The 23,420-nt window shown below is 72.0% G+C and carries 21 protein-coding genes; 15 read left to right on the top strand and 6 right to left on the bottom strand.

Annotated elements, in window-relative coordinates; translation table 11 throughout:
* The first annotated feature begins 90 nt into the window (after positions 1 to 90).
* The 4 genes from DEI81_RS06600 to DEI81_RS06585 all read left to right on the top strand — a co-directional run bounded on the left by DEI81_RS06600 (position 91) and on the right by DEI81_RS06585 (position 5,898).
* Positions 91 to 1,038, top strand: coding sequence for a carbohydrate ABC transporter permease (locus DEI81_RS06600; protein WP_111009737.1), 948 nt, complete (start codon positions 91 to 93; stop codon positions 1,036 to 1,038).
* 86 nt (positions 1,039 to 1,124) lie between these two features.
* On the top strand, positions 1,125 to 1,955 hold the full coding sequence (locus DEI81_RS06595; RefSeq protein WP_375334763.1) for a carbohydrate ABC transporter permease: 831 nt from the start codon (positions 1,125 to 1,127) through the stop codon (positions 1,953 to 1,955).
* Between the two features lie 142 nt (positions 1,956 to 2,097).
* Entirely contained in the window at positions 2,098 to 5,235 is a 3,138-nt protein-coding gene (locus tag DEI81_RS06590; protein ID WP_111009735.1) for a glycoside hydrolase family 38 C-terminal domain-containing protein, read from the top strand.
* A gap of 204 nt (positions 5,236 to 5,439) precedes the next feature.
* Complete coding sequence (locus tag DEI81_RS06585) at positions 5,440 to 5,898, top strand: Hsp20/alpha crystallin family protein (RefSeq protein WP_111009892.1); 459 nt, start codon at positions 5,440 to 5,442, stop codon at positions 5,896 to 5,898.
* A 150-nt stretch (positions 5,899 to 6,048) separates the two neighbouring features.
* Here DEI81_RS06585 and DEI81_RS06580 read toward each other — a convergent pair whose 3' ends face one another.
* Complete coding sequence (locus DEI81_RS06580; RefSeq protein ID WP_111009734.1) at positions 6,049 to 6,447, bottom strand: phage holin family protein; 399 nt, start codon at positions 6,445 to 6,447, stop codon at positions 6,049 to 6,051.
* Positions 6,448 to 6,516: 69 nt separating this feature from the next.
* Between DEI81_RS06580 and DEI81_RS06575 the strand changes: the two genes are divergently transcribed.
* The 5 genes from DEI81_RS06575 (at position 6,517) to DEI81_RS06555 (ending at position 12,346) form a co-directional block, all read left to right on the top strand.
* Positions 6,517 to 7,590, top strand: coding sequence for a histidinol-phosphate transaminase (locus DEI81_RS06575; protein WP_111009733.1), 1,074 nt, complete (start codon positions 6,517 to 6,519; stop codon positions 7,588 to 7,590).
* A 29-nt stretch (positions 7,591 to 7,619) separates the two neighbouring features.
* The gene (locus DEI81_RS06570) at positions 7,620 to 8,762 is read left to right on the top strand and encodes a thiamine pyrophosphate-dependent enzyme (protein WP_111009732.1); all 1,143 of its coding nucleotides are present in this window, start codon (positions 7,620 to 7,622) and stop codon (positions 8,760 to 8,762) included.
* A gap of 86 nt (positions 8,763 to 8,848) precedes the next feature.
* Positions 8,849 to 9,808: an alpha-ketoacid dehydrogenase subunit beta gene (locus tag DEI81_RS06565; protein WP_111009891.1), complete on the top strand. Its 960-nt coding sequence runs from the start codon at positions 8,849 to 8,851 to the stop codon at positions 9,806 to 9,808.
* 55 nt (positions 9,809 to 9,863) lie between these two features.
* Positions 9,864 to 11,363 carry a dihydrolipoamide acetyltransferase family protein gene (locus DEI81_RS06560; protein ID WP_111009731.1) on the top strand — a complete coding sequence of 500 codons (1,500 nt, stop codon included), beginning with the start codon at positions 9,864 to 9,866 and terminating at the stop codon, positions 11,361 to 11,363.
* A 134-nt stretch (positions 11,364 to 11,497) separates the two neighbouring features.
* A complete protein-coding gene (locus DEI81_RS06555; RefSeq protein WP_111009730.1) occupies positions 11,498 to 12,346 on the top strand; it encodes a CPBP family intramembrane glutamic endopeptidase in 849 nt (282 codons plus the stop codon).
* Positions 12,347 to 12,358: 12 nt separating this feature from the next.
* Here the strand turns inward: DEI81_RS06555 and DEI81_RS06550 are convergent, their stop codons facing one another.
* Positions 12,359 to 12,772, bottom strand: coding sequence for a hypothetical protein (locus DEI81_RS06550; RefSeq protein WP_111009729.1), 414 nt, complete (start codon positions 12,770 to 12,772; stop codon positions 12,359 to 12,361).
* A gap of 114 nt (positions 12,773 to 12,886) precedes the next feature.
* Between DEI81_RS06550 and glgX the strand changes: the two genes are divergently transcribed.
* Positions 12,887 to 14,905 (top strand): glycogen debranching protein GlgX, encoded by a 2,019-nt coding sequence (gene glgX / locus DEI81_RS06545; RefSeq protein WP_111009728.1) that lies wholly within the window; start codon positions 12,887 to 12,889, stop codon positions 14,903 to 14,905.
* Between the two features lie 36 nt (positions 14,906 to 14,941).
* Here the strand turns inward: glgX and DEI81_RS06540 are convergent, their stop codons facing one another.
* Both DEI81_RS06540 and DEI81_RS06535 read right to left on the bottom strand, forming a co-directional pair.
* Positions 14,942 to 16,462 carry a glycosyltransferase family 39 protein gene (locus tag DEI81_RS06540; protein ID WP_146244034.1) on the bottom strand — a complete coding sequence of 507 codons (1,521 nt, stop codon included), beginning with the start codon at positions 16,460 to 16,462 and terminating at the stop codon, positions 14,942 to 14,944.
* The gene (locus tag DEI81_RS06535) at positions 16,459 to 17,757 is read right to left on the bottom strand and encodes a glycosyltransferase family 2 protein (protein ID WP_220035639.1); all 1,299 of its coding nucleotides are present in this window, start codon (positions 17,755 to 17,757) and stop codon (positions 16,459 to 16,461) included. Before DEI81_RS06535 ends, DEI81_RS06540 begins: the two co-directional genes overlap by 4 nt.
* Positions 17,758 to 18,042: 285 nt before the next feature.
* On the opposite strand from DEI81_RS06535, the gene DEI81_RS06530 reads away from it, so the two are divergent.
* Complete coding sequence (locus DEI81_RS06530; protein WP_258368534.1) at positions 18,043 to 18,813, top strand: GntR family transcriptional regulator; 771 nt, start codon at positions 18,043 to 18,045, stop codon at positions 18,811 to 18,813.
* Here the strand turns inward: DEI81_RS06530 and DEI81_RS06525 are convergent.
* Both DEI81_RS06525 and DEI81_RS06520 read right to left on the bottom strand, forming a co-directional pair.
* Positions 18,810 to 19,262, bottom strand: coding sequence for a PTS glucose transporter subunit IIA (locus DEI81_RS06525; protein WP_111009725.1), 453 nt, complete (start codon positions 19,260 to 19,262; stop codon positions 18,810 to 18,812). The genes DEI81_RS06530 and DEI81_RS06525 overlap by 4 nt on opposite strands.
* The gene (locus DEI81_RS06520) at positions 19,259 to 19,549 is read right to left on the bottom strand and encodes a PTS glucose/sucrose transporter subunit IIB (RefSeq protein WP_258368533.1); all 291 of its coding nucleotides are present in this window, start codon (positions 19,547 to 19,549) and stop codon (positions 19,259 to 19,261) included. The genes DEI81_RS06525 and DEI81_RS06520 overlap by 4 nt, the downstream gene beginning before the upstream one ends.
* Before the next feature lie 131 nt (positions 19,550 to 19,680).
* Here DEI81_RS06520 and DEI81_RS06515 point away from each other — a divergent pair, with 131 nt between their 5' ends.
* The 4 genes from DEI81_RS06515 (at position 19,681) to DEI81_RS06500 (ending at position 23,372) form a co-directional block, all read left to right on the top strand.
* Positions 19,681 to 20,928 carry a PTS transporter subunit EIIC gene (locus DEI81_RS06515; protein ID WP_111009723.1) on the top strand — a complete coding sequence of 416 codons (1,248 nt, stop codon included), beginning with the start codon at positions 19,681 to 19,683 and terminating at the stop codon, positions 20,926 to 20,928.
* Between the two features lie 133 nt (positions 20,929 to 21,061).
* Positions 21,062 to 21,946 (top strand): metal ABC transporter ATP-binding protein, encoded by an 885-nt coding sequence (locus DEI81_RS06510; protein WP_111009722.1) that lies wholly within the window; start codon positions 21,062 to 21,064, stop codon positions 21,944 to 21,946.
* A complete protein-coding gene (locus DEI81_RS06505; protein ID WP_111009721.1) occupies positions 21,943 to 22,875 on the top strand; it encodes a metal ABC transporter permease in 933 nt (310 codons plus the stop codon). Before DEI81_RS06510 ends, DEI81_RS06505 begins: the two co-directional genes overlap by 4 nt.
* Positions 22,872 to 23,372: a Fur family transcriptional regulator gene (locus tag DEI81_RS06500; protein ID WP_111009720.1), complete on the top strand. Its 501-nt coding sequence runs from the start codon at positions 22,872 to 22,874 to the stop codon at positions 23,370 to 23,372. The genes DEI81_RS06505 and DEI81_RS06500 overlap by 4 nt, the downstream gene beginning before the upstream one ends.
* The last annotated feature ends 48 nt before the right edge of the window (positions 23,373 to 23,420 follow it).

Below are 23,420 nucleotides of genomic sequence, written 5' to 3'. Positions count from 1 at the left end.
GCGAGCCCGGACGGGCCCGCACCGCGCCTCCCGGCCCGACCCGGTCACCCCACCCCACCGGCCACGACCCAGCGAAGAGGCGGTACCCCGATGGCAACCCAGATCGCGCCGGCCCTGCCCGGCACCCGCGGACCCCGACGAACGGACCCGCCCCGGCGGCGGAGCGGACACGGCCTGCGCACGGCCGCACGGGCGACGCCGCTCGTGCCGGCGATGGTCCTCATCGTCGTGTTCCTGGTCGGGCCGATCATCTCGTCGTTCTACGGCTCGTTCACGAACTCCGCGCTCACCGGCGCGGCCGCGTCGAGCCAGCAGTTCGTCGGACTCAAGAACTACGTCGACCTGTTCCAGGACAAGGACTTCCCGAAGTCCGTGCTGCTGACGCTCGTGTTCCTCATCGGCTCCGCGGTGATCGGGCAGAACGTGCTCGGCCTCGGCCTGGCACTGCTCATGCGGGAGGCGAACCGGGTGATCCGGGCACTCGTCGGCACCTTCGTGGTGGCCGCGTGGGTGCTCCCCGAGATCGTCGCCTCGTTCGCGGCCTACGCGTTCTTCAACGACAAGGGCACGCTCAACACGTTCCTGTCGATGATCGGGATCACCGGCGCGAACTGGCTCTACACGTACCCGATGATCGCGATCATCCTGGCGAACATCTGGCGCGGGACCGCGTTCTCGATGCTCGTCTACTCGGCGGCCGTGCAGGAGGTTCCTGACGAGATCACCGAGAGCGCCGAGGTCGACGGTGCCACCGGCTGGCAGCGGCTCGCGTACATCACCCTGCCGGTCATCCGGCGGAGCATCTCGACGAACCTCATGCTCACCACCCTGCAGACCCTGTCGGTGTTCACCCTCATCTACGTGATGACCGGTGGCGGCCCCGGCACGAACAGCTCGACCCTGCCGATCCTGGCGTACCAGGAGGCGTTCAAGTTCTCGCAGCTCGGGTTCGGGACGGCCATCGCGACGATCCTCCTCATCGTCGGCGCGGTCTTCTCGATCGTGTACATCCGGGCGCTGAAGCCGGAGGTGGACTGACCATGGCCATCACGATCGACCAACCCACGGCCACCGTGCCGGGGAACGCGCGCACGGGTGCCCGCGACCACGCCCGGTCGCTGCACATGACGAGCCCGGGGCACCGGACGATGCGCTGGGTGGCGAACGTCGTCCTGGCGATCGTCGCGATCTGCTTCGCCGTGCCGCTCGTCTGGCTCGTCCTCGCATCGTTCGACGCGAGCGCGACCCTGAGCGTCAAGCTGCCGACGCACTTCACCCTCGACAACTTCACGAAGGTCCTCACGCCGCAGCTCGCGTTCGTGCCGTTGCTCAACAGCCTCATCCTGTCGGGCGGATGCGCGATCGTCACGGTCGTCATCGCGATCCTCGCCGCGTACCCGTTGTCGCGCTACCGGATGCGGGTCAACAAGCCGTTCCTGTACGGGATCCTGTTCGGGACGGGCCTGCCGATCACCGCGATGATGGTGCCGGTCTACAGCCTGTTCGTGTCGCTCAACCTCATCGACAACGTCGCCGGGACCGTGTTCTTCCTCGCCGCGACGAGCCTGCCGATGGCGATCTGGATGGCGAAGAACTTCATGGACTCCGTGCCCGTGCAGCTCGAGGAGGCCGCCTGGACCGACGGCGCCTCCATGATGGCGACGCTGACCCGGATCGTCGTGCCGCTCATGCGTCCGGGCATCGCCGTCGTGTTCATCTTCGTGTTCATCCAGGCGTGGGGGAACTTCTTCGTCCCGTTCGTCCTGCTGCTCTCGCCCGACAAGCAACCCGCCGCGGTCAGCATCTTCAACTTCTTCGGGCAGTACGGATCGGTGGCGTACGGGCAGCTCGCCGCCTTCTCGATCCTCTACTCCGTCCCGGTGATCGCCCTCTACGTGATCGTCTCCCGCGGCCTCGGCGGCGGGAACGCGCTGGCGGGCGGCATCAAGGGCTGACGCCCGGGAGGCCCGACCGCGATCCGTCACGGACCGCAGCCCCGCCACGCCCCGGCCCGTCCACCAGCGCCGGTCCCGCCACGACCGGATCCGTCACCACCGACCCCTCCACACGCACGCCCGTCACCAGGAAGGCATCCCCGTGCACCACGACGAACCCCTCGTCCAGAGCCGCATCGCCCGGCTCGTCCGCGACCGCATCGACCCCCACGTGCACCGCCGGACCGCTCCCGTCACCATCACGGCCTGGCAGGTGCCGGACGAACCCGTGGCGTTCACCGAGGCCGTCGCGCAGACGTACGAGCCGTTCGCGATCGGCGACCCGTGGGGTGGGAAGCCCTGGGGCACGACCTGGTTCCACGTGACGGGCACCGTGCCCGACGACTTCGGCACCGGCGAGGGCACGAGCGTCGACCTCGTCGTCGACCTGGGCTTCAGCGCGCGCCAGGCCGGGTTCCAGGCCGAGGGGCTCGTGTTCCGGCCGGACGGCAGCACCGTCAAGGCGATCGAGCCCCGCAACACCGCGGTGCCGATCACGGCCGGGCCGGGTGGCACGGTGGACCTCTGGATCGAGGCGGCCGCGAACCCCGACGTCGGCGGGCACTTCGCGTACGACGCGACCCCGCTCGGATCGAAGCGCACGGCGGGGCACGAGCCCATCTACCGGCTCCGGGAGCTCGCACTCGCGGAGCGGGACGACGTCGTCTGGGAGCTGCAGCAGGACCTCTCGGTGCTCCGCGGCCTCCTCACCGAACTCCCCACGGACTCCACCCGCGGGGCGGACGTCCTGCGGACCCTCGAGCGCGCCGCGGACGCCCTGGACCCCGACGACGTCGCCGGGTCCGCCGCCGACGTCCGCGCCGTGCTCCGTGCCGTGCTCGACGTGCCCGCCTCGGTCGCGTCGCACCGTGCGATCGCGGTCGGGCACGCCCACATCGACTCGGCGTGGTTGTGGCCCGTGCGCGAGACCATCCGCAAGTGTGCCCGGACGTTCTCGAACGTCCTCGAGCTCATGGACCGCGACCCCGAGTTCACCTTCGCCTGCTCGAGCGCGCAGCAGTACGCGTGGATGCGGGACCACTACCCGGAGGTCTTCGCCCGCATCAAGGAGCGGGTCGCCGAGGGCCGTTGGATCCCGGTCGGCGGCATGTGGGTCGAGTCGGACACGAACCTCCCCGGCGGTGAGGCCCTCGCTCGGCAGTTCGTCGCCGGCAAGCGGTTCTTCATCGACGAGCTCGGGTTCGAACCCCGCGAGGCCTGGCTGCCCGACTCGTTCGGCTACACCGGCGCCCTCCCGCAGATCATCCGCGCGGCCGGCTCCCGGTGGTTCCTGACGCAGAAGCCGTCGTGGAACGAGACGAACGTCATGCCGCACACGTCGTTCCACTGGGAGGGCATCGACGGCTCGAGGGTGCTCACGCACTTCCCGCCCGCGGACACGTACAACTCCGAGCTGTCCCCGGCGGACCTGCACCGCGGCGAACGGCAGAACAAGGAGCGCGGCACCGCCGACGTCTCGATGCTCCTGTACGGGTTCGGCGACGGCGGTGGCGGCCCCACGCCCGAGATGCTCGCCGCGGCGCACCGCCAGCACGACCTGGAGGGCTCGCCGCGCGTCGAGCTCGGCACCCCGGCCGACGTGTACGAGGAGCTCGAGCGTCTGCTGCCGTCGCCGTCGGTGTGGTCGGGGGAGATGTACCTCGAGTTCCACCGCGGCACCTACACGTCGCAGATCCGGACCAAGCAGGGGAACCGGCGGTCGGAGCACCTGCTCCGCGAGGCCGAGCTCTGGGCGACGACCGCGGCCGTGCGACTCGGCCTCGACTACCCGTACGCGGCGCTCGAGGACGCCTGGCACACCGTGCTCCTCCAGCAGTTCCACGACATCCTGCCCGGCTCGAGCATCGCCTGGGTGTACGAGGTCGCGGAGGAGCACTACGCGGCCGTCGCGGCGACGCTCGAGGGGCTCATCGGCACGTCGACGTCCGCGCTCGCCAACGGGGGAGCCGCCGCGCTCGCCGGGGTCGCCGCCTCCTCGACCGCGATCGCCGACGGTGCGGGCCCGCTCGACGCACCGACCACCGCGGACGCCCTCGGCGTCGGCGGCGACGGGACGACCGGCGCGGTCGTGCGCTTCAACGCGGCGCCGGTCCGCGCGGAGGGGGTGACCGCGCTGGCTGGCGAGGTCGTCCCGGAGCCGGAAGCCGTTCCTCCCGTCCGGCGGGGCGACGCGTGGGTGTTCGACACCGGTGTCGTGGTGGCGACCGTCGACGACGACGGGCTCGTGGCATCCGTCGTCGACGCCGCGTCGGGGCGCGAGGCGATCGCCCCCGGCACCCGGGGCGCGCTGTACACGGTGTTCCGCGACACCCCGAACCAGTGGGACGCCTGGGACATCGACCGGTCGTACCAGCGGCACGCGACCGAGCTCGCGACGGCCGACACGATCGCGGTCGAGGGGGACCGGCTCGTCGTGACCCGTGCGTTCCACGACTCCACCGTCACCACCCGGTTCTCGGCCCTCCACGGCGAGCCGGAACTCCACGTCGAGACCGAGGTCGACTGGCACGAGCAGCAGAAGTTGCTCAAGCTCGGGTTCCCGATCGACGTCAAGGCCGACCAGGCGTCGTCGGAGATCCAGTTCGGTCACATCGACCGGCCGACCCACCAGAACACCTCGTGGGACTTCGCGCGGTTCGAGACGAGCGCGCACCGCTGGGTGCACGTGGCCGAGCCGGGGTTCGGGGTCGCGGTGGCGAACGACTCGACGTACGGGCACGACATCACCCGCGTGACGCGGCCCGACGGTGGGACCACGACGCTCGTGCGTGAATCGCTCGTGCGCGGGCCGAAGTTCCCGGACCCGTCGGCGGACCAGGGCCGGCACGTGTTCCGCACGGTCCTCCGGGTGGGAGCGACGGTGCTCGACGCCGCCGACAGTGGGTACCGGCTCAACCTGCCGGTGCGCGCGGTCGCGGGGGACACCCCGGTCGCACCGATCGTCACCGTGTCGGACCCGGCGGTGTTCGTGGAGGCCGTCAAGCTCGCGGAGGACCGCTCCGGCGACGTCGTCGTCCGCCTGTACGAGGCACGCGGCGGGCGGGCGACGGACGTGCTCGTCGACCTCGGGTTCCCCGTGGCCTCGGCCACGCGGACCGACCTGCTCGAGCGTGACCTCGCCGCTGGCGAGCCGGGCTCGGGTGCCTGGGGTGCGGACGAGCCCGTGACGCTGACGCTCCGTCCGTTCGAGATCGCGACGCTGCGGGTGCGGCGGGCCTGACGGCGGTCCCGGCCAGCCGGCCAGCCGGCCAGCCGGCCAGCCGGCCGGACCGGTCGGCCGGACCGGCCGACCGGGATCTCGGCGAAGACTCGGCGACCTCTCGGCATCCTTCTAGCACTCGACCCGCCCGAGTGCTAATCTGGTCACAGCTTGAGTCGATGCGACTCAAGTCCTCGATCACTCGACACGAAGGAGCTGATGACGATGGCCAACTTCGACCCGTTCCGTGAGCTCGACCGCATGGCGAGCAGCCTGTTCGAGACCCGCGGTCCCCGTGTGATGCCGATGGACCTCTACCGCGACGGCGACCACTACGTCCTGAGCGCGGACCTGCCGGGCATCGACCCGGGCTCGGTGGACATCGACGTCGACGGTCAGCTCCTGACGATCCGCGCCGAGCGGACCGTCGGGGCCCCGGACGGCGCCAAGTGGATCACCCGCGAGCGCCAGTCGGGCTCGTTCCTGCGCCAGCTGACGCTCGGGCAGGGCCTGGACACGGCCCGCATCGCGGCGAGCTACGACAACGGCGTGCTCAGCGTCACGATCCCGGTCAGCGAGGCCGCCAAGCCCCGCCGGATCGAGGTCACGACCGGCAACCCGAGCGGCCAGACCCTCCGCGTCGGTGCCGGCGCCGAGGCCGGTCCCGCGGAACTGCAGTCCTGACGCACGCGAAGGGCCCCGACCATCGGTCGGGGCCCTTCGTCGTGCCCACCACTCAGGCGAGATCGCACTCGTTGCCGCTTTGGACCCGTGCCAAGCGGCAACGAGTGCGATCTCGCGGGTGAGAGGGGGAGGAGAGGGCGAAGGGCGGGGTCAGGCCCGCGCGTGCCGGATGACCGGGCGGGCCAGGAGGCCGATGAGCCAGGCGAAGACGGCGAGCACGAACGCGCCGACGATGCCCCACCCGAAGCTGTCGACCCGCAGACCGAAACCGATCGAGGTCGAGATCCCGGCGACGACGAGCAGCAGGACGGCGTTCACGATGAACGACACGAGCCCGAGCGTCAGGATGTAGATCGGGAACGCGACGATGCGGATCAGGGTCCCGATGATCCCGTTCACGAGCCCGAACACGAACGCGACGAGCAGGTAGGTCAGGACGGTGGCGACGAGCCCCTGATCGCCGAAGGCGTCGACGTGCACGCCGGGGACGATGAGCGTCGTGAGCCAGAGGGCCACGGCGTTGACGACGAGTCGGACGAGGAATCGCATGCCCCCATACTGCCCGCGGTGACCGTCCTGCGCCGAGGGCCGGACGGTGTGCGTCGCTAGGCTGACCGGGTGACCCAGCAGCCCGTCCGCCTCCGTCCCGAGATCGCGGCACTCCCGGCCTACCGGCAGGGCCGTCAGGCGCCCGGCGACGCCTTCAAGCTCTCGAGCAACGAGAACCCGTTCGACCCGCTGCCCGGCGTGGTCGAGGCCGTCCAGCGCCAGACCGCGTACAACCGGTACCCGGACGCCTCGGCGATCGCGGTGCGGGCGGTCCTCGCCGCCCGGTTCGGACTGACGGTGGACGAGGTCCACGTCGCGTCCGGCAGCGTCGCGATCCTGCACGAGCTCGCCAAGGCCGCGGCGGGCCCGGGCGACGAGGTCGTCTACGCCTGGCGGTCGTTCGAGGCCTACCCCGGACTCGTCACGGTCGCGGGGGCCGAGAGCGTGCAGGTCCCGAACCGACTGGACGGTGGCCACGACCTGTCGGCGATGGCGGCCGCGGTCACGGAGCGGACCCGCATGGCGATCGTCTGCTCGCCGAACAACCCGACCGGGCCGATCGTCACGGGCGCCGAGTTCGCCGCGTTCATGGAATCGGTGCCGACCGACCTGCTCGTGGTCCTCGACGAGGCCTACGCCGAGTTCGTGACGGACCCGGACGCCGTCCGCGGCGCCGGGCTGCTCGAGCGCTACCCGAACCTCGTCGTGCTCCGGACGTTCTCGAAGGCGTACGGGCTCGCGGGCCTCCGCATCGGCTACGCGCTCGGCCCGGCGTCCGTGCTCGACGCCGCCCGGTCGACCGCGATCCCGCTGTCGGTCACGGCGCAGGCCCAGGCGGCCGCGCTCGTGAGCCTGGAGCGTGAGCCGGAACTCCTCGAGCGGGTCGACCGCATCGCGGCGCTCCGGGACCGCGTGCGCGACGCCTTGCTCGACCAGGGCTGGCGCGTCCCGGTCGCGCAGGGCAACTTCGTCTGGCTGCCGGCGGGTGAGCGCACCGCCGCCGCCGCCGAGGTGTTCGAGCGGGCCGGGATCATGGTGCGCGCGTTCGCTCCCGAGGGCATCCGGGTGTCGATCGGGGAGTCGGAGGCTGTCGACACGCTCTTGCGGACCGCCCAGCACGTTGTCGGGAGTCTCACGGAGTAGGGCCTCGCGCGGCCAGTAGGTTGGTCCGCATGCCTTCCCCCGCCGCGGGTCCCGCGACGACCACGATCCGCATCCTCGACCCCGACGGGCGGTTCGTCGAGGACGACACGAACGCCGAGTACGCCGCCGTCGCGCGGAACATCCCCGACGACGTCCTGCTCGGTCTGCACCGCGACATGGTCGTCACCCGACGCTTCGACCACACTGCGGCGAACCTGCAGCGACAGGGCCAGCTCGGCTTGTGGGCACCGAGCCACGGGCAAGAGGCCGCCCAGGTCGGGTCCGCGCACGCCCTGCGTCCGCAGGACCACGTGTTCCCCTCGTACCGGGAGCACGCCGTCGCCCTGACCCGCGGTGTCGACCCGATGGAGATCATCGGCGTGTTCCGCGGCAACGCCCACGGCGGGTGGGACCCGGACGCCCGGGGCAACACCCACATCTACACGCTCGTCATCGGCTCCCAGGCCCTGCACGCCACCGGCTACGCGATGGGGCAGCGGCTCGACGGCGTGGTCGGTACGGGCGACCCGGGGGTCGACGCCTGCACGATCGTCTACTACGGCGACGGTGCGACGAGCCAGGGCGACGTCAGCGAGGCGTACGTCTTCGCCGCGAGCACCGGTGCGCCCGTGGTGTTCTTCCTGCAGAACAACCACTGGGCGATCTCGGTGCCGGTGTCGGTGCAGTCGCCGACGCCGCTCGTCGACCGGACCCGCGGGTTCGGGATCCCCAGTGTGCACATCGACGGCAACGACGTCCTCGCGGCCTACACGACGACCCTCGCGGCCGCCGACGACGCCCGCGCCGGTCGCGGCCCCCGCTTCATCGAGGCCGAGACCTACCGGATCGGCGCACACACCTCCTCGGACGACCCGACGCGGTACCGCGGCGACGACGAACTCGCCGCGTGGGTCGCGCGCGACCCGATCGTCCGGTCCGAGCGTCACCTGCGGGCGCGCGGCGTGGACGAGTCGTGGCTCGCCGCGATCGAGGAGGAGGCCGAGGACGTCGCGGCCGACGTGCGACGCCGGACCACGGCCCTCCAGGTCCCGCCGATGGAGGCCATGTTCGACCACGTGTACCGCGAGGCGCACCCACGCGTCGCCGAGCAGCGCGCGTGGTTGCGCGCGTACGAGGCGGCCCACGACACCGCAGGAGGCGATGCCGCGTGAGCGGGACCGAGGAGCTCGTCGACTACACCCTGCGCACCCACCCGGGTGCGGGGGCGGTCCCGTCGGATCCGGCCCCGGTCCTCCCGATGGCGAAGGCGCTGAACGCCGGGCTCGCCGCCGCGATGGAGCAGGACCCGCGGGTGCTGCTCATGGGCGAGGACATCGGCACGCTCGGTGGCGTGTTCCGGATCACCGAGGGGTTGCAGGAGCGGTTCGGGTCGCAGCGCGTCATGGACACCCCGCTCGCCGAGTCGGGGATCATCGGCACCGCGATCGGCCTGGCGCTCCGCGGGTACCGGCCCGTCGTCGAGATCCAGTTCGACGGCTTCGTGTGGCCCGGGTTCGACCAGATCACGTCGCAGCTCGCGAAGATGGCGAACCGCCTGCCGGCCCACATGTCGGTGCCCGTCGTGATCCGGATCCCCTACGGCGGCCACATCGGCGCGGTCGAGCACCACCAGGAGAGCCCCGAGACGTACTTCGCGCACACCCCGGGCCTCCGCGTGGTGAGCCCGAGCACCCCGAACGACGCCTACTGGATGATCCAGGAGGCGATCCGGTCGGCGGACCCGGTCGTGTTCCTCGAGCCGAAGAGCCGGTACTGGCCGAAGGGGCAGGTCGACCTGGTCGACGGCGGCGTCCCGATGCACACGACGCGCATCGCCCGGACGGGGTCCGACGTCACGGTGGTCGGGCACGGCGCGATGGTGTCGACGCTGCTCCAGGCGGCCGAGATCGCCGAGACCGAGGGCACGAGCCTCGAGGTCGTCGACCTCCGATCGCTGTCGCCCATCGACTGGGAGCCCCTGCTCGAGTCCGCTCGTCGGACCGGCCGTGTCGTGATCGCGCAAGAGGCCTCCGGCTTCGTCAGTCTCGGCAGCGAGATCGCGGCGACCATCGCCGAGAGGACCTTCTACACGCTCCAGGCACCGCCCCTGCGGGTCTCGGGGTTCGACATCCCGTTCCCGCAGTCGAAGTTGGAGCACCTGCACCTGCCCGACGCCGACCGCGTGCTCGAGGCCGTGGACCGCGCGCTCGCCTACTGATCCTGTCCGAGCGCGGTTCCCTGGCCGCGCCGGCCCGACCGAGAACGGAGTCACCATGCCCGTCGCAGAATTCCCGCTCCCCGATGTGGGAGAAGGCCTCACCGAAGCCGAGATCGTGCAGTGGCGCGTCGCGCTCGGGGACGAGGTCAGTGTCGACCAGGTCCTCGTCGAGATCGAGACCGCCAAGTCGCTCGTCGAGCTCCCCTCGCCGTTCGCGGGGACGGTGACGCGGCTGCTCGTGGACGAGGGCGCCACGGTGGAGGTCGGCGTGCCGATCATCCAGGTCGACTGCCCGGTCGAGGTCGGCTCCGGCGAGGGCGGCCCCGGCGAGAGCGGCCCCGCCGGGGCCCGCTCGGGCGCCGAAGCGGCCGACTCCGCGTCGGACGGCACCGCGGCGGGTGCTGCGGGCCCCGCCCGGTCGGGAGGCACGACCGCGGTCCTCGACGCACCGACCGTCACGATGACCCCGCAGATCGCCGACACCGCGATGCCGCTCGGCACCGACGAGGCGTCGGGCGCGGTCCTCGTCGGCTACGGGTCCGCCGCCGGTGCGCCGTCGCGCCGCCGGCCCGGTGCCCGTCGCGCTGCCGCCGTGGCCGTCGAGGCGGGGCGGGCGACCGCTCGGGCCGACCAGGAGGCCGCGCACGAGGCGGCTGCAGCGCGTCGCCCCCAGAGCGTGCCGGCCGCGTCGGCGCTGCCGGTCGTCGCCAAGCCGCCGATCCGCAAGCTCGCGAAGGACCTCGGTGTCGACCTGACCGCCGTCGTCGCGACCGGGCTCGCGGGCGAGGTCACGCGCGACGACGTCATCCGCTCCGCGACCCAGGCCACGGTGTTCCGCAACCTCGAGACCCCCGAGTGGGGCGACGTGCGCGAAGAGCGGATCCCGGTCAAGGGCGTGCGCAAGGCGATCGCGACCGCGATGACGTCGAGCGCGTTCACCGCGCCGCACGTCAGCCTGTTCGTCGACGTCGACGCGAGCCGTGCGATGGAGTTCGTCGCACGACTCAAGACCTCGCCCACGTTCGCCGGGGTCAAGGTGTCGCCGTTGCTCATCATGGCGAAGGCGGTGATCTGGGCGGTGCGGCGGAACCCCACCGTGAACTCGACGTGGACCGACCGCGAGATCATCGTGCACCACTTCGTGAACCTCGGGATCGCCGCGGCCACCCCGCGCGGTCTCATCGTGCCGAACGTCAAGGACGCCCAGGACATGTCGCTGTTCGAGCTCGCGCAGGCGCTCGAACGGCTCACGCTGACGGCGAGGGACGGCAAGACGACGCCCGAGGACATGGCGGCGGGCACGGTCACGATCACGAACATCGGCGTGTTCGGCATGGACACGGGAACCCCGATCCTCAACCCGGGCGAGGTCGGGATCGTCGCGATGGGCACGATCAAGCCGAAGCCGTGGGTCGTCGACGGCGAGGTCCGATCGCGCATGGTCACCACGATCGGCGCGAGCTTCGACCATCGTGTGGTGGACGGCGACGTCGCCAGCCGCTTCGTGCAGGACGTCGCGTCCGTCATGGAGGAGCCGGCGCTGCTGCTCGACTGACGGGCGACGTCCGGAGCGGCCACGTCCGGAGCGGCGACGTCCAGGGCGGCGGGGGCCCGCGCGTCGGCGTCCTCGATCACGCCTAGGCTTGGACCACGACCGATATACCAGGTTTCGTCCTCGAGGAGTCGCCCATGTCCGCTTCGCCCGTGCCCTCGCCCGGACCCCGCTCGGGTCCCGACCGCTCCGGCCGACCACGACCCTTCCCGGCGCGCATCGAGCGTCCGTGGCTGGCCGTCGCGGTCACGATCGTGGTGGTGCTGGTGCTCCCGTTCGCCGTCCTCGCCGGGCAGGCCGTCAGCACCGGGTCGGGCGTGAACCCGCTGTCGTCGTCGCAGGCGCTCCTGCACCAGTCGGCGGGCGAGGGCGTGCTGCTGGTCGTGTTCGCGGTGATCGTGACCGTGTTCGGCGGGTGGCGTCGGGTGCTCGCCGAGAGCGCGTCCGCTCGCCCGTGGTGGGCGGTGGCGGCACTCGTCGCGTACGTCGTGGTGGCGGTCCTGACGTTCCTCGCTCCGGTCCGCTCCGGCGCCGCCGGGTACCTCGGGGCGCTCGTCGTCGCCGTGATCGCGGTCGCGGTGGTCGAAGAGCTCGTCTTCCGTGGGATCCTCGTGTCGGGGCTGCGCCGGGCGACACCGGAATGGGTGGTCTGGCTGGTGTCGACCGCGGTGTTCGCCCTCATGCACCTGCTCAACCAGGGTGAGGCGGCGGGTGGTCTCTACCAGGTCGTGACGACCTTCGTGCTCGGCTCGGCCTGCTACCTGGCCCGACGCGTGGCGGGGGCGCTCTGGGGTGCCGTGCTGCTGCACGCGCTCTCCAACGGGATCCTCGGGTTCCGCGGGCACGCCGCCGTGGGCGTTCCGCCGCTGCTCGTGGTCGCCGGGACGGCCGTCATCGTGGTCGCCGCGGTCATGGGGATGGTCGTCGCGCTCCGTCGCGCTCCGCAGGACCGGGTCCACACCAGCGGCGGGGCGACCCCGCGCTGAGCGCGTGGTGGCTCAGCGGTCCTCGACGTCCTCGATGTCGTCGACGTCCTGTTCGACGTCAGCGAGTCGCTGCTGCCACACGATGCTCGCGGCCGCACCGCCGAGCACCTCCGTGGGCTCACGGTCCTGCTCCTGCGCGAGCGCGCTCCCGAGGCCGGCCGTGAGGCTGCCGCCCATGGCCCCGAGGGTCTCGACGACCTGTTCCTGTCGCGGCGTGAGCGGTTCGTCGACGAGTTCGGCGACGACCTCGCGGAGGTTCTCCTCGCTCGCGCGGAAGCCGTCCTCGTCGCCGGTCGTCATCGCGGTCGCCTCGCCCACCATGGCGAGCCCGAGACGCGCTGCGTCGTCCTGGATCCGTGTCACCCGTTCCGTCTGTGTCGTCTCGGGGTCGTCCTGGTCGATCCGTCCGTGCTCCTGATCCGTCATGCCGGGGACGGTACGCGCTCTCCATGGACGCGCGTCGGGTACCCGGCTGTCCCCGGAACGTGGCCGTCACGTCGGTTGCGGACACGCGCGGCCCTCGCCCGGTTGGATGGACGGATGAGCCGATCCTCCCGTCATCCCCTCGGTGTCACCCTCGTCGAGGATGGTGCCAACGTCGCCGTGTTCTCCGCCACCGCCGACCGCGTCGAGTTCTGCCGGTTCGACGAGGACGGGACCGAGCACCGCACCGAACTCACGAACCGCACCGGGTACGTGTTCCACGACATCGTCCCGGACGTCGCCGTCGGCACCCGGTACGGCGTCCGCGTGCACGGTGCGTGGGACCCGGTGAACGGGCTCCGCCACAACGCCGCGAAGCTCCTGCTCGACCCGTACGCCACCGCGATCGACGGCGACTACGAGTGGGGTCAGGCGCTCTTCGGGCACAAGATGGACGCCCCGGACGAGATCGACGACACCGACTCCGCCAGCGCCATGCCGAAGTGCGTCGTGGCCGATCGGGCGTTCGACTGGGACGACGACGCCCCGCTCCGCACCCCGCTGTCCGACACGATCGTGTACGAGACGCACGTCAAGGGGTTCACGAAGCAGCACCCCGACGTGCCCGAGGAGATCCGGGGCACCTACGCCGGCATGGGGCACCCCGCCGCGATCCAGCACCTCGTCGACCTCGGCGTCACCGCGGTCGAGCTCCTGCCGACCCACCAGTTCGTCCAGGAGGCGACGCTCACCGACAAGGGTCTGCGGAACTACTGGGGCTACAACACCATCGGCTTCCTCGCACCGCACAACGAGTACTCGTCGTCCGGCACCGCCGGACAGCAGGTGCGCGAGTTCAAGGAGATGGTGAAGGCCCTGCACGCCGCCGGGCTCGAGGTCTTCATGGACGTCGTGTACAACCACACGGCCGAGGGCAACCACATGGGGCCGACCCTGTCGTTCAAGGGCATCGACAACACGTCGTACTACCGGCTCGTCGAGGGCGACGAGGAGCACTACTTCGACACGACCGGCACCGGCAACAGCCTCAACGTGGCCCACCCGGCCGCCCTCGCGCTCATCATGGACTCGCTGCGCTACTGGGTCGAGGAGATGCACGTCGACGGCTTCCGGTTCGACCTCGCGACGACGCTCACCCGCCAGGGCGGCGAAGCCGAGAAGTTCTCCGCGTTCCTCGACATCATCCACCAGGACCCGGTGCTGCGTGAGGTCAAGATGATCGCCGAGCCGTGGGACACCGCCGGGTACCAGGTCGGCGGGTTCCCCGCGGACTGGTCCGAGTGGAACGGGAAGTACCGGGACGACCTGCGCGACTTCTGGCGCGGCACCCCGGGGTCGCTCGGCGCCGCCGTCCAGCGCGTGCTCGGCAGCCCCGACGTCTACGAGGCGTCCCGCCGCTCCCCGCTCTGCAGCGTCGACTTCGTCACGGCGCACGACGGGTTCACGCTCGCCGACCTGACGATGTACGCCGAGAAGCACAACGAGGCCAACGGCGAGGACAACAACGACGGCGAGAGCGACAACCGCTCGTTCAACGGCGGCGTCGAGGGACCGACCGACGACAGCTCCGTGAACGACTACCGGAACCTGCAGCGCCGGAACTTCCTCGGGACGCTGCTGCTGTCGACGGGCGTGCCGATGATCCTCGGGGGCGACGAGATCGCCCGGAGCCAGGGCGGCAACAACAACGCCTACTGCCAGGACGACGAGATCTCGTGGTACGACTGGGCCGCCGCCGACCGCGAGCTGCAGGCGTTCACCGCCTCGGCGATCGCGTTCCGCAAGGCGCACCCGGCCCTGACCCCCGAGTGGTACCGCGTCGCGCCGGAGCACGGCGTCGAGACCGTGCAGATCCTCCGCGCCGACGGTGAGCCGTTCGGCGACGACGACTGGGAGGACCCGCTCAACATGGCGGTGACGCTGCTGCTCACCGACGGCGAGGACGTCGTCGCGGTGCTGCTCAACGCGTCCGAGACCGTCGTCGAGTTCACGCTGCCGGAGCGCCCGGGCGGCGGCGACTGGTCCCTCGGGCTGTCGAGCGACGCGGAACAGCAGGTCGAGGAGGGCGCGACGACGCTCCTGGTGCGCGACGCGTCGTTCACCGCGCTCGTCTGAGCACTGCGCGCGGGACCACGGACGGGTGGTCGGGCGTCACGCCCGGCCACCCGTCCGTCGTGCCACCCGCCACACGTCGACGCGGTCCTCGCCCGAACCGAACCGTCGTTCGAGCACGGCCCGCCGCACCGCGGCGCGGACGAGGGGCAGGTGCGGCAGGTCCTCGCGCACGGACACGGTCGTGACCACGTAGTCGACCCTGCGGCCGTCGTCGGTGCGGCGTCGGACCTCCGGATCGCTGTCGAGCTTGTGGAACCACACGACGTCGTCGGGGTCACGGCCGGCGCGCACGAGGTCGAGCCACATGGCGTCGTCGACCACCACGACCGCGTGTCGACCGACGTGGGCGGCGAGCCACCGTTCGGCGGATCGCATCGGACGGTCGGCATCGGCGGTCGTCAGCCAGCGGAGGCCCTGCGTGGCGCTCGGCACCCAGAACGCGCCGACGGCGACCACCGCGAGCACCGTGCCGGCCGCCATGGCACGCGTCAACGACCGGGGGAACCGGCGGTCGTGTCGCAGCCATGGGCGCAGGCCGCCCTCCACGACGAGCGCCACGAGGACGGCACCGAACGGCAGGAGCACGACGACGAACGGGACGGGCAGGTACCCGCCGGGCCGGAGCGCCACGGCGACGTGTCCGAGCACGAGGACGGCGATCGGGCGGAGCCGCTGCCGGGCCGTGGCGAGCACCGCGGCGGCGAGCCCGGCGACGACGAAGGGGGCGTCGAGGGACCACCACGACGCCAGCGTGCGCGCGGTGTCGCTCGTCGCGTCGAGGACGGAACCCCCGGCCTCCCGACCGGCGACCTGGAACCACGCCGACCCCAGGAGGCTCACGTGACCCGCGCCGGGGAGGAGTTCGTCCTTGATCGCGGCCGACACCGGGTACACGGCGACGAGCAGGACGAAGAGCGGCACCGCCACACCGGCGGCGGTGCGGCGGACGGCCGGGTGCCCGCGCTGCGCGGCGACCCACGCCAGGAACGGGACGACGAGCACCGTCGTCTCCTTGGTGAGGACCGCGACCGCGCACGCGGCGGCCGCGCCGGCCCAGGCCGGCAGCTGACGGTGTCGCGCCGTGACCAGGACCGCCGCGAGCAGGACCCACGGCACGGCGAGGTCGTCGAGGTAGACCATCCGGTGGAACGCGACCGCCAGCGGCGAGATCGCGAAGACCGCCGCCGCGACGGTGGCCGCGACCGGGGAGCCGCCCAGGCGTCGGGTCAACAGCCAGGTCAGGACGGTGGCCGCGAGGGTGGCGGTGACCACGGCCTCCCGGCCGGCGAGCACCGCGGACTGGTGCCGTGCCAGCGCACCCGTCGCGCCGAACCACAGGGCGAGCTGCATCCACCCCGCCGGGGGATGGTCGTACCAGTAGGTGTAGTGGGCGAGCGCGCCCGAGTGCAGTGAGGACCAGGCCTGCGCGACGTACGTGCCCTCGTCGTCGGCGCGCTGGGGCGTGCGGCCGAGGCCGACGCACAGTGCCACGATCTCGACCACGAGCACGGGTCCGCACCAGACCACTCCCCGCAGGACCGCGGAGCGGCTGCTCACGCCGGGGCCCGGCCCGGCGTGGGGGCACCGCGCCGCTGACGCCGGTGCAGGCCGGTGTGCACCGTCTTCTGCCACGAGTGGTCGCCGCGCACCTCGCGCCACACCGCGACGACGGCCGCGACGGACAGGACGACCTGGAACGGGATCGCCCCGAGCACGAGTCGGACGTGGTCCGCCGGCCGGACCCGACGGCCGAAGGCGCGACCGAACTGGTCGAGCGCGAGGCACTCGACCACGAGCATGAGCGCGGACGGCGCCACGGGCGCGAGCGTCACGAGCGTCACGGGGACCGGGAGGCGCACCGCCAGCGTCTCGACGACGGCCACCGGGACCGACATGCCGATGAGCACCTGCGCGAACGGCATGCCGAGCACGACGCGGGCGAGCGTGCGCCGCCGCCACGACGGAAGGCCCTTCCAGGCGCCGCCACGCAGCACCTGGAGGAACCCCTGGTTCCAGCGCACGCGCTGGCGGAGGAGCCCCCGGAGGTCCGGCGGGGTCTCCTCGCGGGTCGAGTACGTCGGGTCCGTGACGACGTCGATCCGGGCGCCCGCTGCGGAGAGCCGGATGCCGAGCTCGCAGTCCTCGGCGAGGCAGTCGTCCTGCCAGCCGCCGATCCGCTCGAGCACCCGACGGCGGACGAACACGGTGTTCCCCGCGAGGGGCACGACCCCCGCCGCCGCGTGCGCGTGCAGCCGTGACCCGAACCACAGCGCGTACTCGACCACGTTCCGGACGCGCCACCACGACCGCGCGTGGTTCATCAGCTGCACCCCGCCCTGCACCACGTCCGCGCCCGTCTCCGCGAACCGCGCGTCCACCCGCTCGAGGAGTCGCTCGTGCACGTCGTCCTCGGCGTCGAACACCCCGATGACGCTGCCCGTGGCGACCGCGAGCCCACGGTTCAGGGCGCGCGGCTTCGTCTTCACCCGCCCCCGGTCGACCACCACGCGGACGTGGTCCGGGTGCCGGGCCGCCGCGGCCTCGGCGATCCGGGCCGTCGCGCGGTCGTCGTGCCCGACGATGACGATCACCTCGAACCGCGGGTGCGTCTGGGCGGCGAGCAGGTCGAGCGTGTCCGCGAGGACCCCCTCCTCGTGCCGGGCCGGCACGAGGAGCGAGAACGACCGCGTGCACGCCCGCGGCGTCCGGTCGAACCGGCTCCGCGCCACCCGCTCCGGTGATGCCTGCGTGTGCAGGGACCACAGGAGCGTGAGGGCCGCGAAGGCCGTCAGGGCCGCGGCGAGGGCGAGGTGCGTGGCGATCGCGGCGGCGAGGAGTGGCGCGTCGAGCACGGGGTCCCTCCACATCACGGGGCGTCGGGGGTCGGCGTCCCGAGACCGCATGGTGTGCGGGTCCGGACGTGTCGAGGACGTCGAACCGCACCGATCCGCCCGTCGGCGTCGCTCCTTTACGGCACGCACTCACCCGGGCGGGGATCCGCTGTCACCCGCGGTCCCGTCCCGCCGGATGACCCTGGCGCTCCCAGCGCTGTTCGCTACTGTGTGCTCGACTGGTCATGTCCGCACAGGACCAGCCCCCGGTCGCCGGGCCTCCACTGCGGGCGAGGAGTACGACGCGTGGCACGACGCAGCGACGAGGGTGCGGCACGACGGATCACCGAGAGCGCGATCCCGAAGCACGCGCAGCTCCGGCGGATCCTGCTCGAACTCGTGACCGAGCGACTGCAGCCGGGCGCCGCCATCCCCTCGGAGCGGCAGCTCATCACCGAGTACGGCGTCAGCCGCATCACCGTGCGCGAGGCCCTCGGCCAACTCGTCAACGAGGGCTACCTGACGCGTGTCCGCGGCAAGGGCACGTTCGTCGCGCACCGACCCGTGCAGTCGACGCTCCACCTCGCCTCGTTCACCGAGGAGATGCGTGCGCTCGGACACACGCCGACCACGGTCGTGCTCGTCCGGGAGGAACGGGTCGCGCCCGCGGACACCGCGGCCGCCCTGCACCTCGAGTCCGACGACGTCGCCGTCCACCTGAAGCGCCTGCGGCTCGCCGACGGCGTCCCCGTGTCGATCGACGACGCCTGGTTCTCGCGCGCCGCGTACCCGGGGCTCCTGGAGCACGACCTCAGCGGCTCGGTGTACTCGCTGGTGGCCGATCGGTACGGGCTGCCGATCGTCCGCGCGGTGCAGACGGTCGCGGCGGACCCGGCGAGCGACGACGTGGCGACACTCCTCGGCACGCGGACCGGCGCGCCCGTGCTCGTGTTCGACCGCGTGTCGTTCGCCGAACCCGGCCCGGTGGAGCACACCCGGAGCTGGTACCGGAGCGACCGGTACCGCGTCCAGATGGAGGTCTCGGCCGAGGCGCCGCGGACGATCGCGCTGATCTAGGTCGTGTAGAGCGTCGCGCCCTCGGGCACGGAGCTGCCCACGGCGTCCTGGGGGACCGAGTCGGGCGTCGAACCGAGGACGACGACCGGGCACACCGGGGCGTAGCCGGCCGCCACGATCGCCGCCGGGTCGAACCGCACGACGGGGTCACCGGCCGCGACGGTGTCCCCCTCGGCGGCGAGGAGCTCGAACCCCGCACCGCCGAGCTTGACCGTGTCGATGCCGACGTGCACGAGGACGTCCGTGCCCTCGGCGCCCTCGATCGCGAACGCGTGCGGGTGGAGCTTGACGATCGTGCCCGCCACGGGCGCCACCGCCGTCACGGACCGGGCGTGCTCGTCCGGGCGCACGGCGACGCCCGCCCCGACGAGCTGGCCCGCGAACACCGGATCCGGCACGTCGGCGAGCCCGACGACCGGTCCGGCGAACGGCGTGCGGACGTCCGTCACAGGATGTCCTCGATGTCCTGCGCCAGGTTGTCGGCCTCGGGGCCGACGATCACCTGCACGCCGGTGCCCATGGCGACGACGGCGATCGCACCCGCCTGCTTGAGCGCGGCCTCGTCGACGAGCGACGGGTCGACCACCTCGGTGCGGAGGCGCGTGATGCAGCCCTCGACCTCCTCGATGTTGTCGGCGCCGCCGAGTGCTGCCACGATCGCTTCTGCCTTCGACATGGGTCCTCCTCCAGGGGATGAACTGCGGTCTCGACGGGGCCGGGACCGGGTTGTTGACACGGACCACGCTGATGTGGAGACTACAGCGAACTGGTCATGACCGGACAGGACCGGCACTGTTCTCGAACAGTACCGACGCGGGATCCGGGCATCAACCACCCATGCTCCACCCGATGACGAGAGGATCCACCATGACCACGGCCGAAGCCGTCCCGGTGTCCACCCCACCGGCCAAGAAGCCCAGTCGCGCGTTCGCCAACCTGCAGCGGCTCGGCCGGAGCCTCATGCTCCCGATCGCGGTGCTCCCGGCCGCCGGCATCCTGCTCCGCCTCGGGCAGGCCGACCTGCTCGGCGCCATCCCCGGCTTCGGGCAGTGGGCCGCGGTCATCTCCGCCGCGGGCAACGGCGTCTTCACGTGGCTGCCGCTCATCTTCGCCGTCGGCATCGCGATCGGTTGGGCCAAGAAGTCCGACGGGTCGACCGCCCTCGCCGCGGTCGTCGGCTACATGGTGCTCTCGAGCGTGTTCACCGCGATGTCGCCCATCGTGCTCGGCACCCACAAGAACGCCGCCGGCACCGTGCCCACGATCAACTACGGGGTCCTCGGCGGCATCGTGATGGGGCTCGTGTCCGCGGTGCTCTGGCAGCGGTTCCACCGGACGAAGCTGCCCGACTTCATCGGGTTCTTCTCCGGCCGACGCCTGGTCCCGATCCTCAGCGCGTTCGCCGGGCTGTTCATCGGCGTGGCGATGGCGTTCCTCTACATCCCGTTCGACGCCGTGATCACCTGGATCGGCAACGCGGTCGCGTCCAACTCGGTCGTCGGCGGCGGGATCTACGGCGCGGCGAACCGCCTGCTCATCCCGACGGGCCTCCACCAGATCCTCAACTCGGTCGTCTGGTTCATCATCGGCGACTACCACGGCGCGCACGGCGACCTCAACCGCTTCTTCGCGGGCGACCCGCACGCCGGCATCTTCATGACCGGGTTCTTCCCGATCATGATGTTCGGTCTCCCGGGCGCGGCCCTGGCGATCTGGCGTCACGCGAAGCCGCAGAACCGCAAGGTCGTCGGCGGCATCATGCTCTCGGCCGCGCTCACCTCGTTCGTCACGGGCATCACCGAGCCGCTCGAGTACTCCTTCATGTTCGTGGCCTGGCCGCTCTACGTCGTGCACGCGGTCCTGACCGGCACGTCGCTCGCACTCGTCAACGCGCTCGGGATCCACGACGGCTTCACGTTCTCCGCGGGCGCGATCGACTACGTGCTCAACTTCGGCAAGGCGCAGGGCGCGATCTGGCTCATCCCGATCGGCATCGCCTACGGCGTCATCTACTACTTCGTCTTCAGCTTCGTCATCAAACGCTGGAACCTCCGGACCCCGGGGCGCGAGGACGACGCGGCGGCCGAGTCGGTCGAGGCGGCCACCACGCCCTGACGTGGCGCGACGGACGGGAGGCGCGGTGCCGGTCGGTACCGCGCCTCCCGTCCGTGGTTTTGACGATCATTCTCAACAGGTCTAGCGTCGAGGGGCGGCAGCGCACGGGCGTTCGCCGCGAGGAAGGACCGCCGTGACCCCGCGCGCACCCCACGAGGACGAGCAGGACGCCGTCCTGTCCCTGCGTGGCGCCGGGCTCGCGTACGGGTCACGGCACCTCTGGCACGACCTCGACCTCGACGTCCGGCCGGGTGAGTTCCTCGCGGTCCTCGGACCGAACGGCGCCGGCAAGACGAGCCTGCTGCGCACCGTGCTCGGGCAGCAGACGCTCACGACCGGCTCGATCCGGTTCCTCGGCGAACCCGTCACCCGCGGACACCGGCGCATCGGGTACGTCCCCCAGCAGCGGCTCATGGAGTCGGGCACGCCGCTGCGGACCCGGGACCTGGTGGCGCTCGGGGTGACCGGGCACCGGTGGGGCCTCCGCCCGGCCCGCGCGGCGGAACGCGCCCGCATCGACGCGATCCTCGACGAGGTCGGCGCCGCCGCGTTCGCCGACGCCCCGGTCGCCGAGCTGTCCGGCGGCGAGCAGCAGCGCGCCCGGGTCGGCCAGGCGATCGCCGCGGATCCCGCGCTCCTGCTCTGCGACGAACCCCTCATCTCGCTGGACCTCCGGCACCAGCGCGAGGTGACCGCGCTCATCGACCGGCAGCGTCGCCAGCGGGACGCCGCCGTGCTGTTCGTGACGCACGACGTCAACCCGATCCTCGACGTCGTCGACCGCGTGCTCTACATCGCGCGCGGCCGCTTCCGGATCGGCGCGCCCGACGAGGTCCTCCGCGCCGACGTCCTGTCCGACCTGTACGGCACGCCGGTCGACGTCGTCCGGACCATGGGGCGGATCGTCATCGTCGGTTCGAACGACCCGCACGACCACCTCGGTGAGCACCACCACCACGAGGGCGATCACGACCTCCGGATCGCCGACGACGCGACGGAAGGACCGGCGCGCCGATGATCCTCGCCACCGACCTGCACCAGCTGCTCTCGACCGTGTTCTCGTTCCAGGACTTCGGCGCGCTGCTCGGCCTCGTGCGGAACTCGATCCTCGCCGGCGCGGTACTCGGGATCGTCGGGGGGCTCATCGGGCCGTTCGTCGTGGCCCGCAACCTGCCGTTCGCCGTGCACGGCATCAGCGAGCTGTCGTTCGCCGGGGCGTCCGCCGCACTGCTCATGGGCGTCGACGTCGTCGCGGGGTCGCTCGTCGGGTCCGTGCTCGCCGCGGTCGTCATCGGCCTGCTCGGCTCCCGGGCCCGCGAGCGCAACTCGATCATCGCGGTGCTCATGCCGTTCGGCCTCGGCCTCGGGATCCTGTGCCTCGCGCTGTACCGGGGCCGCGCGGCGAACAAGTTCGGGCTGCTCACCGGGCAGATCGTGGCCGTCGACGACCCCCAGCTCGGCATCCTGCTCGTCGTCGCGGCGATCGTCGTCGTGACGCTCCTCGTCATCTGGCGACCGTTGCACTTCGCCAGCGTCGACCCCGACGTGGCCGCGGCCGCGGGACTGCCGGTCCGGACCCTCGCCCTCCTGTTCATGCTCGTCCTCGGGCTGGCGACCGCGGTGTCCGTGCAGGTCGTCGGGGCCCTGCTCGTGCTCTCGCTGCTCGTCACCCCCGCCGCGGCGGCCCTCCGCGTGACCGTGCACCCCGTGCTCGTGCCCGTCCTGTCGATGGTGTTCGCGGTGACGAGTGTCGTCGGCGGCATCCTGCTCGCCCTCGGCGGAGGCCTGCCGATCAGCCCGTACGTGACCACGATCTCGTTCGCCATCTGGGTCGTCTGTCGGATCGTCGGTGGTCGGCGGGACGCTCGGGGGCGGGACCGCATCGCCCGCCGAGCGGCACGCGAGGACCCAGTGACCACGACGACCCCAGCGGAGGTGGGTGCATGACCCCGACGGACGCGACGGACGCGACGGACGCGACGGACGCGACGGACGCGACGGACGCGACGGACGCGACGGACGCCCTGCCCGCGGCGGACACCGCCGACGCGACCCCGCACAAGCGCACGACCCGGCAGCGCGGGGCGGTGCGCGAGGCCCTCGACGCCACCGAGGGCTTCGTGAGCGCCCAGGGTCTGCACGCCCGGCTCCGTGACACCGGGTCGACGATCGGCCTCGCGACCGTCTACCGCGCGCTCGGCGGTCTGGCCGACGAGGGCGCCGCGGACGTCCTGCAGCAGGACGGCGAGACCCTGTACCGCGCCTGCACGCCGGGCACGCACCACCACCACCTCATCTGCCGCACGTGCGGCACCACCGTCGAGATCGAGGCGGACGAGGTCGAGTCGTGGGCGCAGCGCGTCGCCGCGGAGCACGGGTTCACCCGCGCGAACCACGTCGTCGACGTGTTCGGCGAGTGCGCGGCCTGCAGCGCGCGGCGCTGACACGGGGCGGCGCACCGCAGCACGGGCCGGCCGGGAGGCACCACGCGG

Source organism: Curtobacterium sp. MCBD17_013 (genome assembly GCF_003234565.1).
In the GTDB taxonomy this organism is placed as follows: Bacteria; Actinomycetota; Actinomycetes; order Actinomycetales; family Microbacteriaceae; genus Curtobacterium.
The sequence above is the reverse complement of the archived record's forward strand: the minus strand, read 5'-3'. Positions and strand labels throughout refer to the sequence as shown.